This window comes from Cryobacterium sp. TMS1-20-1 (genome assembly GCF_004402355.1).
GTDB lineage: Bacteria > Actinomycetota > Actinomycetes > Actinomycetales > Microbacteriaceae > Cryobacterium > Cryobacterium levicorallinum.
In genome coordinates this window covers 1-15,472 of the sequence record NZ_SOGF01000002.1, presented here as the reverse complement: position 1 = coordinate 15,472, position 15,472 = coordinate 1, and the positions used below count along the sequence as shown (strand labels likewise).

The 15,472-nt window shown below is 65.3% G+C and carries 13 protein-coding genes; 3 read left to right on the top strand and 10 right to left on the bottom strand.

Going from position 1 to position 15,472, the window contains the following annotated elements; translation table 11 throughout:
- Window positions 1–89 precede the first annotated feature (89 nt).
- Entirely contained in the window at window positions 90–1,304 is a 1,215-nt protein-coding gene (locus E3O45_RS00345; protein ID WP_134441125.1) for an NADP-dependent isocitrate dehydrogenase, read from the bottom strand.
- A gap of 159 nt (window positions 1,305–1,463) precedes the next feature.
- On the opposite strand from E3O45_RS00345, the gene E3O45_RS00340 reads away from it, so the two are divergent.
- Window positions 1,464–1,916: a GNAT family N-acetyltransferase gene (locus E3O45_RS00340; protein WP_134441051.1), complete on the top strand. Its 453-nt coding sequence runs from the start codon at window positions 1,464–1,466 to the stop codon at window positions 1,914–1,916.
- A gap of 8 nt (window positions 1,917–1,924) precedes the next feature.
- The gene (locus E3O45_RS00335) at window positions 1,925–2,260 is read left to right on the top strand and encodes an MGMT family protein (protein WP_370450280.1); all 336 of its coding nucleotides are present in this window, start codon (window positions 1,925–1,927) and stop codon (window positions 2,258–2,260) included.
- 108 nt (window positions 2,261–2,368) lie between these two features.
- Here E3O45_RS00335 and E3O45_RS00330 read toward each other — a convergent pair whose 3' ends face one another.
- The 3 genes from E3O45_RS00330 to E3O45_RS00320 all read right to left on the bottom strand — a co-directional run bounded on the left by E3O45_RS00330 (window position 2,369) and on the right by E3O45_RS00320 (window position 6,796).
- Window positions 2,369–2,863: a hypothetical protein gene (locus tag E3O45_RS00330; protein ID WP_134441049.1), complete on the bottom strand. Its 495-nt coding sequence runs from the start codon at window positions 2,861–2,863 to the stop codon at window positions 2,369–2,371.
- A gap of 268 nt (window positions 2,864–3,131) precedes the next feature.
- Window positions 3,132–4,937, bottom strand: coding sequence for an ABC transporter ATP-binding protein (locus tag E3O45_RS00325; RefSeq protein ID WP_134441048.1), 1,806 nt, complete (start codon window positions 4,935–4,937; stop codon window positions 3,132–3,134).
- On the bottom strand, window positions 4,934–6,796 hold the full coding sequence (locus tag E3O45_RS00320) for an ABC transporter ATP-binding protein (protein WP_134441047.1): 1,863 nt from the start codon (window positions 6,794–6,796) through the stop codon (window positions 4,934–4,936). Before E3O45_RS00320 ends, E3O45_RS00325 begins: the two co-directional genes overlap by 4 nt.
- A 577-nt stretch (window positions 6,797–7,373) precedes the next feature.
- Here E3O45_RS00320 and E3O45_RS00315 point away from each other — a divergent pair.
- The gene (locus E3O45_RS00315) at window positions 7,374–8,063 is read left to right on the top strand and encodes a DedA family protein (RefSeq protein ID WP_092449610.1); all 690 of its coding nucleotides are present in this window, start codon (window positions 7,374–7,376) and stop codon (window positions 8,061–8,063) included.
- A 148-nt stretch (window positions 8,064–8,211) separates the two neighbouring features.
- Here the strand turns inward: E3O45_RS00315 and E3O45_RS00310 are convergent, their stop codons facing one another.
- From E3O45_RS00310 to sucC, 6 genes are all read right to left on the bottom strand, one after another.
- The gene (locus tag E3O45_RS00310; protein ID WP_134441046.1) at window positions 8,212–9,291 is read right to left on the bottom strand and encodes a Glu/Leu/Phe/Val dehydrogenase dimerization domain-containing protein; all 1,080 of its coding nucleotides are present in this window, start codon (window positions 9,289–9,291) and stop codon (window positions 8,212–8,214) included.
- 164 nt (window positions 9,292–9,455) lie between these two features.
- Entirely contained in the window at window positions 9,456–11,126 is a 1,671-nt protein-coding gene (purH, locus tag E3O45_RS00305; protein ID WP_134441045.1) for a bifunctional phosphoribosylaminoimidazolecarboxamide formyltransferase/IMP cyclohydrolase, read from the bottom strand.
- Complete coding sequence (purN, locus tag E3O45_RS00300) at window positions 11,123–11,716, bottom strand: phosphoribosylglycinamide formyltransferase (RefSeq protein ID WP_092449603.1); 594 nt, start codon at window positions 11,714–11,716, stop codon at window positions 11,123–11,125. The genes purH and purN overlap by 4 nt, the downstream gene beginning before the upstream one ends.
- A 9-nt stretch (window positions 11,717–11,725) precedes the next feature.
- Window positions 11,726–12,988 (bottom strand): DUF6350 family protein, encoded by a 1,263-nt coding sequence (locus tag E3O45_RS00295; RefSeq protein WP_134441044.1) that lies wholly within the window; start codon window positions 12,986–12,988, stop codon window positions 11,726–11,728.
- A gap of 97 nt (window positions 12,989–13,085) precedes the next feature.
- A complete protein-coding gene (sucD, locus tag E3O45_RS00290) occupies window positions 13,086–13,973 on the bottom strand; it encodes a succinate--CoA ligase subunit alpha (protein ID WP_092449599.1) in 888 nt (295 codons plus the stop codon).
- A 9-nt stretch (window positions 13,974–13,982) separates the two neighbouring features.
- The gene (gene sucC, locus E3O45_RS00285) at window positions 13,983–15,152 is read right to left on the bottom strand and encodes an ADP-forming succinate--CoA ligase subunit beta (protein ID WP_134441043.1); all 1,170 of its coding nucleotides are present in this window, start codon (window positions 15,150–15,152) and stop codon (window positions 13,983–13,985) included.
- Between the last annotated feature and the right edge of the window lie 320 nt (window positions 15,153–15,472).

The following is a 15,472-nucleotide window of genomic DNA, read 5'->3' as shown; positions in this document are numbered from 1 at the left end:
GATTCGGGTATCGCAGCGGGTCGGCATCCACTCGTGTACGCAAAAGGACCCCGACCGAAAACGGTCGAGGTCCTTTGGGCTGGTGTGGGTTACGCCAGGCGGGTCTGCAGGTTCTCAGCGAGCGAGGCGAGGAATTCCTCGGTGGTCTGGTACGTCTGGTCCGGGCCGACCAGGAGCGCGAGGTCCTTGGTCATCTTGCCGCTCTCGACGGTCTTAATGACGACGTCTTCGAGGGTCAGGGCGAACTCAGCCAGGGCCGCGTTATTGTCGAGCTTGGCGCGGTGCGACAGGCCACGGGTCCAGGCGTAGATCGACGCGATCGGGTTGGTCGAGGTGGGCTTGCCGAGCTGGTGCTGGCGGTAGTGACGGGTCACGGTACCGTGGGCGGCTTCAGCTTCGACGATCTTGCCGTCGGGAGTGGAGAGCACGCTGGTCATGAGGCCGAGCGAGCCGAAGCCCTGTGCGACGGTGTCGGACTGAACGTCGCCGTCGTAGTTCTTGCAGGCCCAGAGGTAGCCGCCCTCCCACTTCATGGCCGAGGCGACCATGTCGTCGATGAGGCGGTGCTCGTAGCTGAGACCGGCCGCTTCGTACGCCGTCTTGAACTCGGCGTCGAAGATGTCCTGGAAGATGTCCTTGAACCGGCCGTCGTAGGCCTTGAGGATGGTGTTCTTGGTCGAGAGAAAGACCGGCACGTTGCGCTCGAGGCCGTAAGCCAGGGTGGCGCGGGCGAAGTCGGTGATCGACGAGTCGAGGTTGTACATGCCCATGGCGACGCCGTCGCCGGGAGCTTCGAACACCTCGAACGTGGACGGCTCGCTGCCGTCCTGCGGGGTGAAGGTCATGCTGAGCGTGCCCTTGCCCTTGAAACGAAAGTTGGTGGCCTTGTACTGGTCACCGTAAGCGTGACGGCTGATGATGATCGGCTTGTTCCAACCCGGCACGAGGCGCGGGATGTTGGAGATGACGATCGGCTCGCGGAAGATGGTACCGCCGAGGATGTTGCGAATGGTGCCGTTCGGCGAGAGCCACATCTTCTTGAGGCCGAATTCTTCAACCCGCGCTTCGTCGGGCGTGATGGTCGCGCACTTCACGCCGACGCCGTGCTTCTGAATGGCGTGGGCCGCGTCGATCGTGATCTGGTCGTTGGTTTCGTCGCGCTTCTGAATGGAGAGGTCGTAGTACTCGAGGTCGATATCGAGGTACGGGTGAATGAGCGTTTCCTTGATCGCGTGCCAGATGATACGGGTCATCTCGTCGCCATCGAGCTCGACTACTGTTCCCTCAACCTTGATCTTCGACAAAAATATCTCCTCTTTATTCAGTGTGGCCGTCACGACCACCGTCAAGCTTACTAGAGGCCGGCAACTATCTTGACATCGAGATAAATTTGCGAGGTTAATTGCGGCGGCCAAACGCCCTCTCGACTACCGGCTACCCCGGACGCACGTTAGCCTGAACACATGGGTGAGCTGAAGCTGGAAGAATTATCCGCACGAAACATCGTCGCGGCCAACAACCTGAGCCTCAAGCCGGGCCAGGAACAATTCATCGCACCGGTCTCGTATTCGGTCGCCGCCTCGGTGATCAACCCGGCCACCTCGTGGCAGCGCGTGGTACTCCTCGACGGCGTCGTCGCTGGTTTCATCCACGGCAACTTCGACCCCAACTCCGAGCACGAAGAATTTCGCGCCTGCATCTGGCGCATCAACGTCAACGCGGAGACCCAGGGTCAGGGCGTCGGCAAGTTCGCCGCTGAAGCCCTCGCCGCTGAAGCCCGTGAACGCGGATTCGACCACGTCAACGTCATCTGGGAGCCGGGCGCCGACGGCCCGGAGGCCTTCTTCCACCGGCTCGGTTTCGTCGATGTCGGCGAAACCCAGTTCGGCGAGGTCATCGGCTCCCTGCAGCTCTAATTTCTTTAGTGAGTGGGCCCGAGGACTTCGTCTCCCGGGTGCTCGGCGTGGTCGATTCGATCCCACCGGGTCGGGTGATGACCTACGGCGGCGTGGCCGCGCAGCTCGGTTCCCGCGCCGCCCGTGCCGTCGGCCAGGTAATGGCCCGCTACGGTTCCGACGTGGCCTGGTGGCGCGTGATTCGCGCCAGCGGGCATCCGCCGATCGGTCATGCGGCCCAGGCGCTGCCGCACTACCGCGCCGAGAACACGCCGTTGCTGCGGTCTGCCGCTGCCAGCACCATCGAAGCGGATGCCGCCTACCGCGTCGATTACCGCGCCGCGCGCTGGTCACCGCCCACGTAGCGCGCTCGATTGCCGCGCCGCGCGCTCGGCTCAATCACAGCGGTCGCCGCGCACATAACGGTGCCGGGCCCCAATCCTGGCCCGGCACCGGCATCTCGCGCTGAACCTTCAGCCTTGGTCGGTGACGCCCTGCTGCGCGGCCTGGGCACCCTGGAACAGGCAATCACCGCCGAGAAACTCGCCGCGGCCTGGCGGGTACTTCTGATGGAGGTGCCGGGGATGAATACCAAGCAGGCCTACAAACGGGCCAGACGGATGCGCGTCGAACCAAAAGGTGCCTCCGGCGATCCCACCCGCGACGATCAGATCAACAACTGGGTGGCTGCGGTTCGCGCCGACCCACCAGACAAATGTGCTTGCGGCGGCCGTTCCGACAAGAACACCGCATGCCATTCCGGCCAGCCTTCTCCGCCACCACCCCACAGTGACAGCAACGAGCTGAGCGTCGGGAACGTGAACCACGAGCCGCAAAATGCGGTGCGCCAACTTGCCCAGCACTCCGTCGCTCGCAGCAACAGCCGCCGCCGCCGCCGCAACGATTGCGATCACCACCAGTGTGCACGTCGTCAAATTGGTTAAATCGATCAACGAGAAAGTGCTCATATCTGTATGTCTATGTATGAAGTTATGTCGTGTCTAGCTAATACAAACTTCACGACATAATCGTCATGTCGCCAGACGCATCGCCGAAACCCATGAATACCTCGGCCTCCTGCCCGACGAGTCCCGCCCTGCTCGACTACACAAATTGCCCGGCTTCGCGAGGCGCGGGAGCTCTGGCCGGACCCGAAGGCCCGCGCATTTGCGCAACCGTAGCGCGGCACAAACTCGTTGGCCGGGGCGACGAGGAGGCTCGTCGCCCCGGAGGCCCTTACACCAGGGAGTCGCGCCAGGCGGCGTGCATCGTCGCGAAGCGGCCGGTCCCCGAGATGAGGTCGTTCGGGGTGCCGTCTTCCACGATGCGGCCGTGTTCCATCACGAGTACCCGGTCGGCGATCGCGACCGTCGACAGCCGGTGCGCGATGATCACGGCCGTGCGATCGGCCAGAAGAGTCTGCAGCGCCTCCTGCACGAGCCGTTCGCTGGGAATGTCGAGCGACGACGTGGCCTCATCGAGGATGAGCACCGCCGGGTTCGCAAGAAAAGCCCGAGCAAACGAAATCAGCTGGCGCTGACCGGCCGACACCCGCCCGCCGCGTTTGTTCACGTCGGTGTCGTACCCGTTCGGCAAACTCTCAATGAAGTCGTGAGCACCGACGGCGGCCGCGGCGGCGCGAATTTCTGTCGCCGAAGCATCCGGTTTGCCGATGGCGATATTCTCGGCGACCGAACCACTGAACAGGTAGGCCTCCTGGGTGACCATGACGATCGCCCGGCGCAGGTCCTTGGGGTGCAGGTCGCGCAGGTCGACGTCGTCGAGCCGCACCCGGCCATCCGTCGGATCGTAGAAGCGGCTCATCAACTTGGCGAGGGTGGATTTGCCGGCTCCGGTCGATCCGACCAGGGCGATGGTCTGCCCGGCCGGAATATCGAGGTCGAAGTGCGGGAGAATCTCCCGATCGATCTGGTAAGCGAACTGCACATTGTCGAAGCGCACCCGCCCGCGAGCCTCCCAGAGGTCGACCGGGGCGACCGGATCGGGCACGCCCGGGCGCTCCTCGAGCACACCCGAGATCTTTTCGAGCGCCGCCGCAGCAGACTGATAGGAGTTGTAGAACATCGCCATCTCCTCCATCGGATCGAAGAACCGGCGGGTGTAGAGCAGCGTCGCGAGCAGCGCACCGATTGCGAGCTGGCCGTCGGCCACCCGAAATCCGCCGACGAGCAGCACGGCCGCGACCGTCACATTACCGATCAGCACGAGCCCCGGATCAAACACTCCGAACAGCTGAATCACGCGCGCGTTGACCATACGGTAGCTTTCGACGAGTTTGCCGAACACCGTTTCGTTGTGCTTTTCGGTGCGAAACGCCTTCACCGCGCGAATGCCGGTCATGGTCTCGACGAAGGTCACGATCAGGCTCGCCGAGGCGACCCGGGACTGTCGAAACAGGCTCTGCGAGCGCACCTGGAACCAGCGGGTGAGAATGACCAGCGGCAGCAGCGCGCCGAGCAGCACGAGTCCGCTGGTGCCATCGAGCAGCACGAGAGCGATCGCGGTGAACGACATATAGAGGATGCCCTGTACCAGCTGGTTGATGCCGGAGTCGAGCAGCTCCCGAATGGCGTCGAGGTCGCTGGTCTGGCGCGAGATGATGCGGCCCGAGGTGTACGACTCGTGAAACTCCAGGCTGAGCTTCTGGGTGTGCAGGAACACCCGCTTGCGCAGGTCGATCAGCACGGCCTGGCTCACCCGGGCGCTCAACACTGTGTACCAGGCGATGAGCAGCGCGCCGAGCACCCCGGCGACGAGATAGGTGGCGCCGGTCGCGGCGAGCGGCATCCAGTCTTGCTTGAGCAATGCGGGCAAGCCGCGGTCGATGCCGAAGGCGATCAGCGCCGGGCCGGACACCTGCGCGGCGGTCGAGACGACCACGACCAGCATGGCGAGCACGACCTTGGCGCGCACCGGAAACAGCAACGAGCCAAGCAGCCGCAGCGAACGAGCCCGAATCTGTTTGCTTTCGGCCTTGGTGAAGTCGTGGCGTTCCTCGCCCTTGACGCCGCTGACACTCACAGCGATCCTCCCGCTCGGTTCGATTCTCTGCGTTCTTCGTCTTCGAGGCTGGAGATGACGAAGGTGTAGTGCGGGCTGGTGCGCAGCAGCTCCGAGTGCGTGCCGACCGCGGTGATGCGGCCGTTCTCGAGCAGCGCCACCCGGTCGGCGAGCATGACCGTCGACGGTCGGTGCGCCACGATGAGCGCCGTGGTGTCGACGAGTACCTCGCGCAGTGCGTTCTCCACGAGCGATTCGGTGTTCACATCGAGCGCCGACAGGGGGTCATCCAAAATCAGAACGGATGGCCGCGCCGCGACCGCGCGCGCCAGCGCCAGGCGCTGCCGTTGCCCGCCGGACAGGCTCATGCCCTCCTCGCCCACCAGAGTGTCCACGCCGAGCGGCAGGTCGTGCACGAAACCGGCCTGCGCGATCTGCAGGGCCTGCGCGAGCGCGGCATCCGCTTCGGGAGTGTTTTCGGACAGGTCGGCACGCCCGAGCAGAACGTTGTCCCGGACGGATGCCGAGAACAACGTCGCATCCTCGAATGCCATGGCCAGGTGGCTGCGCAACTCCTCGCGACTGAGCGCCCTCACGTCGACGCCGTCGAGCGTCACAGCGCCCGCGGTCACGTCGTACACGCGGGTCGTGAGCGCGGTCAGGGTGCTCTTGCCGGAGCCGGTGAGCCCGACCAGCGCCATGGTCTCCCCCGGTTCGAGAACGAGGTCGATGCCGTCGAGCAGGTCGGGAAAGCGCTCCGGCGAATCCGGGTAGCGAAAGTGCACGTTCTCGAAGGCGAGTCGGCCGAGCGGCGCGGTCAGGGTGGACGGCTTGTCGGGGTCGGTGATCTCGTTCGGGGTATCGAGAATGTCAAAGAATCGGTCGGTTGCGGTGCGCGAGTCGAAGGTCATCGACAGCAGAAACCCGATCGACTCCACCGGAAACCGCAGCACGGTTGCGGTGGCGAAGAACGCCAGCAGTTCGCCGCCGCTGAGGTCGCCCTGGCTGGTGAGCCAAACGCCGGTCACGAGGCAGAGCGCGAACGCCACGTCGGGAACGAGCAGCAACCAGAGCCAAATTCCGGCGATAGCGCGTGCCTTCTCGATCTCGGTTCCGCGCAGACTTTCGGCCTGCGAGGCGAAGTTCTTCAGCGCGAACGAGCCGCGACCGAACGCTTTCAGGACGCGAATGCCGTGCACCGACTCCTCGACGGCGGTCGCGAGGTCGCCGGCCTGATCCTGGCTGCGGCGCGCGATCACCGAGTACTTCTCCTCGAAGACGTAGCCGTAGATCCAGATCGGAATGGAACAGACGACGAAGATCACGCCGAGCAGCCAGTGCATCCAGAGCAGAATGGCGACGCCGACGACGATGGTGAGAAAGTTGACGACGAGCAGCACGAGTCCGAACGACACCCAGCGGCGAATGAGGTTGAGGTCGCTCACGGCCCGCGAGAGCAGCTGGCCGCTCGGCCAGCGGTCGTGGAAACTCACCGGCAGGTCCTGCAGCCGGGCATAGAGGTGGTTGCGCATGCGCGCCTCGATGTGGGTGCCTGGGGTCAGCACAAACCAGCGGCGCAGGGCGATCATGATGGCCTCGAGCACACCGAGAGCGAGCACGATCCACACGGCTGGCCAGATCTGTGATGCGCTGTCGCCGTTGCCGACCCGGCTCAGCGGGCCGTCCACCAGCCAGGCCAGAACCTGTGGGATGGCCAGGGCTACGAGACCGGCGAGCAGCGCAGCCACCATACCGAGGTAGATGCGCGGCAGGGCCGGCTTGGCGTAGGGGTAGAGCCGTTGCAGGCTGCGGAACGTGTTGGCCCGGCCTGCTGGGACGTCTGCTTCGGACGGCGGTACGAGTGGAGCGGTGGTGGTCATGGTCCAGTCCTGATGATGATGCGGCTGCGCCCCGCGCCCCCGAATTTCAGAGTGGGCGGTGCAGCGAATGACTGTGGTCGCCAGACCAAACAGTACCGGCGACAGGAAAATTGCAAACGACGACACTTATCGGCGCTACAAACGCGTCAGCGGGGTGCCCAGCGGCCGTGATCAGTGGATGCTGACGGGACAAGATCGATGCAGGCGTCGGCACCAGGCCGAGCGCGACAAGAAGGTGGCTAGTCGACGAGGGACGCAGTTGCGGCGGGGACCGGGGCACCGGCGCCAAAGTGAGCGCCGTCGTTCGCAATCAGTGCGAGCGTGATCGGTGCTGTCTTTGTCATGTCTGCCTCCTGGGCGCCTGAAAGTTATGTGTGTCTCATGCCCCCCGGATCAGGCAGCCTTCCAGAATATGGGAACCCGGGGGCGGAAGGCAAGGATTTTCTGGTGCGGCAGCATCCGCTTGCCGCGCGTCGCCCACTCGGCAATTCACAGGTGGGTGTCCCGTAGTCTGGGTGCAACGTCTATCGCGGGCATGCCAATTTCTGTGCCATCGCGAGTCCTGGAAGGATTCTTCATGCTGCCCACCCTGTTCGGAATCGATTTTCTCGACTCTGAGTGGCTGATCCATTCGTTTGGGTCGTTCGTGCTTCTGGGCGTTGCCGTGGTTGTGTTCGTCGAGACCGGCTTCATCGTACTGTCGTTCCTGCCGGGTGATTCGTTGCTGTTCACGGTGGGGTTGCTCACCGCGACCGGGGTGGTGCCGCTGCCGATCTGGGTGACCTGTCTGGTCGTATTCGTGGCAGCGTTCGCCGGCGATCAGCTCGCCTATGTCATCGGCCGAAAAGCGGGGCCAGCGGTCTTTTCGCGGGAGAAGAACCGATTCTTCAACCCGAAGAACGTCGAGCGCACCAACGCCTTCTTCGCCAAGCACGGCGGCAAGTCGATCATTTTGGCCCGTTTTCTGCCCATATTTCGGGCCTTCGTGCCGGTCGCTGCCGGCGTCGGCAAGATGCGCTACCGCAGCTTCGTGACCTACAACGCGATCGGGGCCTTTGCCTGGGGCGTCGGCCTCACCCTGGTCGGTTACTTCCTCGGCCAGTTCGCATTCGTCGCCAAGTACTCCGAGTTCTTCATCATCGGCATCATTCTGCTCTCCGGCATTCCTATTCTCACGGAGCTGGCCAAGGCTGCCCGCACGACGCTCAAGGAGCGCCGGGCTGCCGCGCGGGTACTACCGACCATCCCGGCCGACCTGCGCGAGTAGTCGCCGGCGGCGCCGTCCGCAGGCCCGTTCGTGGCCGGAACCCGCGCCGCGCCCGTGGCCGCGCCCGATATCGGCAGTCGCTACGGTAACCGGCGTAGTGGCCACCCGTTTCGGGCGCAGTCCTGAAAACACCCAGAGACTGAAGAGGCTACCGGGCGGCGTGCAGACGTGCAGCGGCGAGCATCTCGGCGGCCGCGAGCGTCGTGATCTCGCTCGCGCGGGCATCCGTGAAGATCTGCGTCAGCACGGTGCCGATAGCAGCGACGCGGGCCGCGATCTGGCCGAGGTCGGCGTTCGGCTCGCTCGCCATGGCGAGGTAGACGACTCCCCCGGCGTTGACGACGAAATCCGGCGCCCAGAGGATGCCCCGCGCGTCCAGCTGGGCCGCTCCGGCAGGCACCGCGAGCTGGTTGTTGGCGGCGCCGCACACGCCCAGCACGTTCAACTCCGCGATAACGCCGGACGTCAGCACGCCGCCGAGGCCGCACGGCACGAACAGGTCGGCGTGCACGCGGTGCGCGTCAGCGACCGACACCCAGCTCGCGCCGAGCTCTTCGGCCAGGGCGTGCTTGTCGGGGTTGATATCCGTGACGGTGAGCGTGGCGCCGGCCGCGGCGAGGGCTCGGGCCAGGCGTCCGCCAACCTGGCCGAGTCCGGAGACGACGAGGTGGCGGCCGCGTACCTCCCGGCTGCCGAAGAGCGCCTCCAGAGTGGATTCGATGCTCGCGTAGACGCCGGCCGCCGTTGCATCGGCCGGTTCGCCGACGCCGCCGCTCGCGGCGGGCAGCCCGCAGACATGGTTCGTGCGTTCGGCGACGATCGCCATGAGTTCGGCGCTCGTGCCGACGTCTTCGGCGGTCATGTACGCGCCGTTCAGGCTCTCGATCGCGTCGCCGAGATCGAGCATCGCCAGGCGCTTCTCGGCATCGGTCAGCACCGTGCCGAGCGGCAAGTAGATGACCGATTTGCCGCCGCCGAGATTGAGGCCCGCGGCCGCGTTCTTGAGGGTCATGGCGGCAGAAAGGCGCAGGGCGTCGGCTACGGCGTCGGTCCAGGTGGCGTACTGCCACAGGCGCGCACCGCCGAGGGCCTGGCCGAGCCGGGTGGAATGAACGGCGACCGTGATCAGGAGCCCTGAGCGTTCTCCCGTCGTGATCAGCACTTTCTCGTGGGAAAGTGGAATCTGCGCGAGGGAATCGAGGGCGGCGGCTGGGTGCGTGAGGGTCATGGAAACTCCGTTGTGTCGGGCCTTGTGAGCCGAATGCGGTGGCGCCGTTATGTGGCACCGCCTCGAACAGGATAACTGGCACGCGCTGCGGGGGGGAACACCTGCGCGGCCCGGGTACGCAAAAAGCACCCTGACTGCGAGATTCAGGGTGCTCTGCGCGCGCTCTAGTGGAAGAAGTGGCGCTCTCCGGTGAAGTACATCGAGACGCCGGCCGCGGTGGCTGCGGCGATGACTTCGGGGTCGCGCACCGATCCGCCGGGCTGCACGACGGCCTTGATTCCGGCGGCGAGCAGAACTTCGAGCCCGTCAGCGAAGGGGAAGAATGCGTCAGAGGCGGCGACCGATCCTTCGGCCCGCTCGCCGGCGCGGCTCACGGCGAGGTGGCAGGAGTCGACCCGATTGACCTGGCCCATTCCCACCCCGACGGATGCCCCGGCATGCGCGAGCAGAATGGCGTTCGACTTCACGGAACGGCAGGACATCCACGCGAATTCCAGGTCGGCGCGAGTGGCGGCATCCACTTCGGGGCCGGCCACGAGGGTCCAGCCGGCCGAGCTGAATTCTTCAAAGCTGTCGGTCTGCTGCACGAGCAGGCCGCCCGAGATCTGGTGCAGTTCGAGCGAGGAACGCTCGTAGTCGGCCGGCAGCTCGAGCAGGCGAATGTTCTTCTTCTGGGTGAGCAGCTCGACCGCAGCTGGCTCGAATCCCGGGGCGACGAGCACCTCGGTGAAGATTCCGTTGACCGTTTCAGCCATGGCGAGCGTGACGACGCGGTTCGCAGCGATCACGCCGCCGAACGCAGAGATCGGGTCGCAGGCGTGCGCACGCAGGTGGGCTGAAGCGATTCCGTCCGGCGCGTTGGGCTTGGCGATGGCGATTCCGCACGGGTTGGCGTGCTTGACGATCGCGACGGCCGGCTCGCTGAAGTCGAAGGCGGCCCGCACCGCGGAATCCGCATCGACGTAGTTGTTGTACGACATTTCCTTGCCGTGCAGCTGTCGCGCCTGGGCGATGCCGCGGCCCCCCTCGCCAACGTACAGCGCGGCGGCCTGGTGCGAGTTCTCGCCGTAGCGCAGAATTGCTTCGCGGGTGACCTCGATGCCGAGCCCCTCGGGGAACGGCGCCTCTTCCTCGTCCTCGTCGTCGTCGGCCGCCGCAAACTCGACGTCCTCATCGAGCGCCTCGACGTCGTCCTGCCACTGGTCGTAGACGTTTTCGGTGAACCAGGCCGACACGCTCAGGTCGTAATCGGCGGTGTGCTCAAAGGCGAGCGAGGCGAGCTTCTGGCGCAGCTTGAGGGTCGAACCGCCAGCAGCGACGGCCTCGATGATCTCACCGTAGCTGGCCGGGTCGACGACGATCGCCACGTTGGCGTGGTTTTTAGCGGATGCCCGCACGAGCGCCGGTCCGCCGATGTCGATCTGCTCGATCACATCGGCCGGTTCGGCACCGCTCTCGGCGGTTTCCACGAACGGATACAGGTTGACGACGACGAGCTGGAAGGCCTTGATGCCGAGCTCGGCCAGCTGCGCTTCATGGGTTTCGAGGCGCAGGTCGGCGAGGATGCCGGCGTGCACGCCCGGGTGCAGGGTCTTGACCCGGCCGTCGAGTGATTCCGGAAACCCGGTGACGGCCGACACATCGGTGACGTCGTAGCCGGCGGCGCGGATCGTGGCCGCGGTGGATCCGGTGGAAACGATTTCGACGCCATCCGTTTTGAGGGCGGCGGCCAGGTCGAGCAGGCCGGTCTTGTCGCTCACGGAGATGAGTGCGCGCTCGATAGTGATCTGGTCCCGGTTACGGTACGTGCTGGGCGCGTTGGTGTGTCCACTCATGCTTTGGAGTTCTCCTTGAGGTTCATATGTCCGTTTGCGATGTCGAGCACGGCCTGGATGAGTAGGCGTCGTTCGACGATCTTGATGCGATTCTGCAGGGAAGTTTCGGTGTCGCCGGGCTCGATATCGACGCGTTCCTGGACGAGAATGGGGCCCTCGTCGACGCCGTTATCAACGACGATGATGCTCGCGCCGGTCTGCACGGCGCCGGCGGCGAGGGCGTCACGCACGGCGTGGGCTCCCGGAAATTCGGGCAGATAGGCCGGATGCGTGTTGATCAGGTTCGGCGACAGCGCGGCGACGACGCGCGGCGGCAGCAGTCGCATCATGCCGCTGAGTATGACCAGGTCGGGCTGCCACTGCTGAATCTGGGCGAGCAGTTCGTCGCCCCAGGCCGCCCGGTCTTTAAACGACGAGAAGGGAACGGAGAAGGCCGGGATTCCGAATTCGATCCCGAGCTCCAGCCCGTCGGCGTCGCGGTCGGCGCCGATCGCGATGACTCGCGCCGGAAATTCGGCGTCTTCGGACACCTCGAGCAGGGCTCGCAGGTTGGATCCTCCGCCGGAGATCAGCACGACAATAGACAGCACCGTTTGAGCTTACCGTTTGACCGGGAGCCCCGACGGGACTCGCACCCGGCCGGCAAGCATGCCGAGGGCCGCAGCGACACCGATTTCGGCTGCGGCGAGCGCGCCGACCAGCAGCGGATTCGGGCCGACCTCGACGAGGCGGCCGGGGCCTATCGCGCCGGCCGACCACCAGGAGAGCAGCCCGAGCAGCGCTCCGGCGACCACGCCCATGCCGAGGCCGGTGAGAATGTGTTCGATCGCACTTCGTTCGGCCACCCGTCGCTCGGGCACATCGGGGAGATCCAGCCGTTGCCGGGTCACGACCGCGAATGCGAAGCCGATCAACACCGGAACGAGAAGCCCGATAAATCCGTAGGCCGGCGTGCCCTGCGGCAGCGCGCCGAAGATGGGCAGGCCGGGCAAGGTGCCCATCACGGTGCCGATCGGCGAGACACTGGTGCCGACTCCCATCGCGATTCCCGGGCCGATGAACCAGGCTGCGGCCCAGATGACGAGGTTGGGAATGAGCGCGAGCTGCGCGAGGGTGATCGTGGCGCCGCCGAACACCCCGGCCTGCACCGCCTCGTACAGCCCGATGATGGTCGCATAGTTGAGAGCGATAAGCACGGCCACGGTCACGGCCGACACGATCAGCACCCCCGCGGCAGCAGCGGTTCCGCCGCGCAGGGACCCGGCGATCACGATGCGGGTGGTTTGCGGCAGCTTTCGATACCACGAGCGGATGCGCCGGCTCACCGGATCCAGACGCTCCGCCACTTCCACGGTCTGGCGCCGCCCCAGTTCCGCCCCGACCACAACGCCGACCGCATAGATGAGCGTCGGCAGCAGAAGCCCCTGCAGCTGGTTGGGCGTGACCGTCTCCGAGACGGCGGACAGGGTCACCAGCGCGGCGAGGACGGCGTAGGTGCCCACGGCGACGCCGACGCCGGTCCAGCGGTGCGGGGTTTCGGCGGCGCGACGGCCGGTGTGCATGCCCATGAGCACGGAGAGCATGGCGAAGCCGAGCGGCACGACGGTGACCAGAAAAGGGGTGGCGGCACCCGCCAGGCCGAGCGCGGCCGCCACGTCCGGGCCGAGCTGCACCGTGAGGTCGACACCGTTGCCGAGCAGCCAGATATCGGCCGCGGCCCGCCAGAACACGAACCATTCGACGGACAGGCCGAAGTGGGCGGCCCAGAGTACGGTGAGCGGCACCATGGCGATGCCGATGCCGATGGCGACAACAAGTAATGCCTCAAGAGCGGCGAGCAGGGCGGTCGTTATGCGGTTCATCCGTTGTGAGCCTATATCGCCCCGGTGACAATGCTTGCCAAGGCCGCACGTAGAAAGGGGCCCGCCGGTCACCCGGCGAGCCCCTCAAACGTTCTACTTACAGTGCGGCAAGTGCCTCGCGCAGCAGGGTCGCAGCCTCGCTCGGCGTCTTGCCGACCTTGACTCCGGCGGCCTCGAGGGCCTCCTTCTTGCCCTGGGCGGTTCCGGCTCCGTCGGAGACGATGGCGCCGGCGTGGCCCATGGTCTTTCCCTCGGGGGCGGTGAAACCGGCCACGTAGCCGATGACCGGCTTCGTGACGTGCGCCTTGATGTACTCGGCGGCCTTTTCTTCAGCGTCGCCGCCGATTTCGCCGATCATGACGATGGCGAGCGTCTCCGGGTCGTTCTCGAAGGCCTCGAGGGCATCGATGTGCGTGGTGCCGATAATGGGGTCGCCACCGATACCGATCGCGGTGGAGAAGCCGAGGTCGCGCAGTTCATACATCATCTGGTAGGTCAGGGTGCCCGACTTGGAGACGAGTCCGACCGGGCCCTTGACGGTGATGTTGGCCGGGGTGATGCCGACGAGTGCTTCACCGGGCGTGATGATGCCGGGGCAGTTCGGGCCGATAATGCGGGTCTTGTTGCCCTTTTTGATGGCGTAGGCCCAGAACTCGGCCGAGTCCTGCACCGGGACACCCTCGGTGATGATGACGAGCAGCGGAATCTCGGCGTCGATCGCTTCGATAACGGCGTCCTTGGTGAACACCGGCGGTACGAAGATGATCGACACGTCGGCGCCGGTCTTCTCGACGGCTTCCTTGACCGTGCCGAAGACGGGGAGTTCGACGTTGCCGTGCACGACGGTGGTGCCGGCCTTGCGGGCGTTGACGCCACCGACGACCTGGGTACCGGCCTTGAGCATGAGGGCGGTGTGCTTGGTGCCCTCACCTCCGGTGATGCCCTGAACGATGACCTTGGAATCCTTGTTGAGGAAGATTGACATTGTTGTCCCTTACTTCGCTGCGTGGGCGAGTTCGGCGGCCTTGGCGGCGCCCTCGTCCATGGTGGCGGCCAGTGTTACGAGCGGGTGGTTCGCCTCGGCGAGGATACGACGACCCTCCTCGACGTTGTTGCCATCGAGGCGCACCACGAGCGGCTTGTTGGCGGCGCTTCCGAGCTCGGCGAGCGCGCCCACGATACCCTTGGCGACAGCGTCGCAGGCGGTGATGCCGCCGAAGACGTTGACGAACACGCTCTTGACCTGCGGGTCACCGAGAATGACGTCGAGGCCGGCAGCCATGACCTCAGCGGATGCTCCGCCCCCGATGTCGAGGAAGTTGGCCGGCTTGACACTGCCGAAGTTCTCGCCGGCGTAGGCGACAACGTCGAGGGTTGACATGACGAGTCCAGCGCCGTTGCCGATGATACCGACTTCACCGTCGAGCTTGACGTAGTTGAGGCCGGCGGCCTTTGCCTTGGCTTCGAGCGGGTCAGCCGCGGCAGCGTCCTCGAGGAGGGCGTGCTTGGGGTGACGGAAATCGGCGTTCTCGTCGATCGTGACCTTGCCATCGAGGGCGATAATGTCGCCCTCTTCGGTGAGGACGAGCGGGTTGACCTCGACCAGGGTCGCGTCTTCACCCGTGAATACGTCGTAGAGCTTGACGAAGACCGGAGCGACCTTGTCGACGAGCTCGGCCGGGAACTTTGCGTCGATCGCGATCTGCTTCGCGACGGCGAGGTCGATGCCGACCGCGGGGTCGATGGCCGTGTAGGCGAGCGCTTCGGGCTTCTCGACGGCGAGAATTTCGATCTCGACGCCACCCTCGTAGCTGGCGAGCGACAGGTAGGAGCGGTTGGACCGGTCCAGCAGCACGGAGAAGTAGAACTCCTGCTTGATGCGGGCGCCTCCCGCCACCATGACGCGGTGCACGGTGTGGCCCTTGATGTCCAGGCCCAGGATGCCCTGGCCTGCGGCCTCGGCGTCATCCGGAGTCTTGGCTACCTTGACGCCGCCGGCCTTGCCGCGGCCGCCGACCTTGACCTGCGCCTTGACGACGACAACGCCGCCGAGCTTCTCGGCCGCTGCACGTACTTCGGCGGGGGTATCGGCGATAATGCCCGGCAGAACCGGTACACCATATTCCTCAAAGAGGTTTCTCGCTTGGTATTCGTAAAGGTCCACGCTGCTCTTCCAATCCGCGTCGTGGCGATCACCTGCCGGTGCCGGTAGATCGCTACATGATGATGGGTAATTGAGATTGTTGGTGACAGCAGTCGTTGCCGCAAAATAGCTCGACATCAAGACATACCGACCATCTGAAACTCTATCGCGTGAATCAGGCGTCGGGTCGCACCCTGAATCCGCGTCCGCCCACGCCAACCGCCCGCGCAAGGCTAGGAGCGTGAGTCAGTAACGCCTATTTCGGCTTGATGCCGCGGAATACGGGTCCATGTCTCGGCGTGGGTTGGGTGTTGCTGGCGCGGTAGCCAATGGGGGAATTG

Excerpts from the sequence above, each read along its gene's own strand:
- E3O45_RS00340 (WP_134441051.1), top strand. The coding sequence starts at position 1,464 with ATGGGTGAGCTGAAGCTGGAAGAATTATCCGCACGAAACATCGTCGCG.
- E3O45_RS00330 (WP_134441049.1), bottom strand. The coding sequence starts at position 2,863 with ATGAGCACTTTCTCGTTGATCGATTTAACCAATTTGACGACGTGCACA.
- E3O45_RS00320 (WP_134441047.1), bottom strand. The coding sequence starts at position 6,796 with ATGACCACCACCGCTCCACTCGTACCGCCGTCCGAAGCAGACGTCCCA.
- E3O45_RS00315 (WP_092449610.1), top strand. The coding sequence starts at position 7,374 with ATGCTGCCCACCCTGTTCGGAATCGATTTTCTCGACTCTGAGTGGCTG.
- E3O45_RS00310 (WP_134441046.1), bottom strand. The coding sequence starts at position 9,291 with ATGACCCTCACGCACCCAGCCGCCGCCCTCGATTCCCTCGCGCAGATT.
- purH (WP_134441045.1), bottom strand. The coding sequence starts at position 11,126 with ATGAGTGGACACACCAACGCGCCCAGCACGTACCGTAACCGGGACCAG.
- E3O45_RS00295 (WP_134441044.1), bottom strand. The coding sequence starts at position 12,988 with ATGAACCGCATAACGACCGCCCTGCTCGCCGCTCTTGAGGCATTACTT.
- sucD (WP_092449599.1), bottom strand. The coding sequence starts at position 13,973 with ATGTCAATCTTCCTCAACAAGGATTCCAAGGTCATCGTTCAGGGCATC.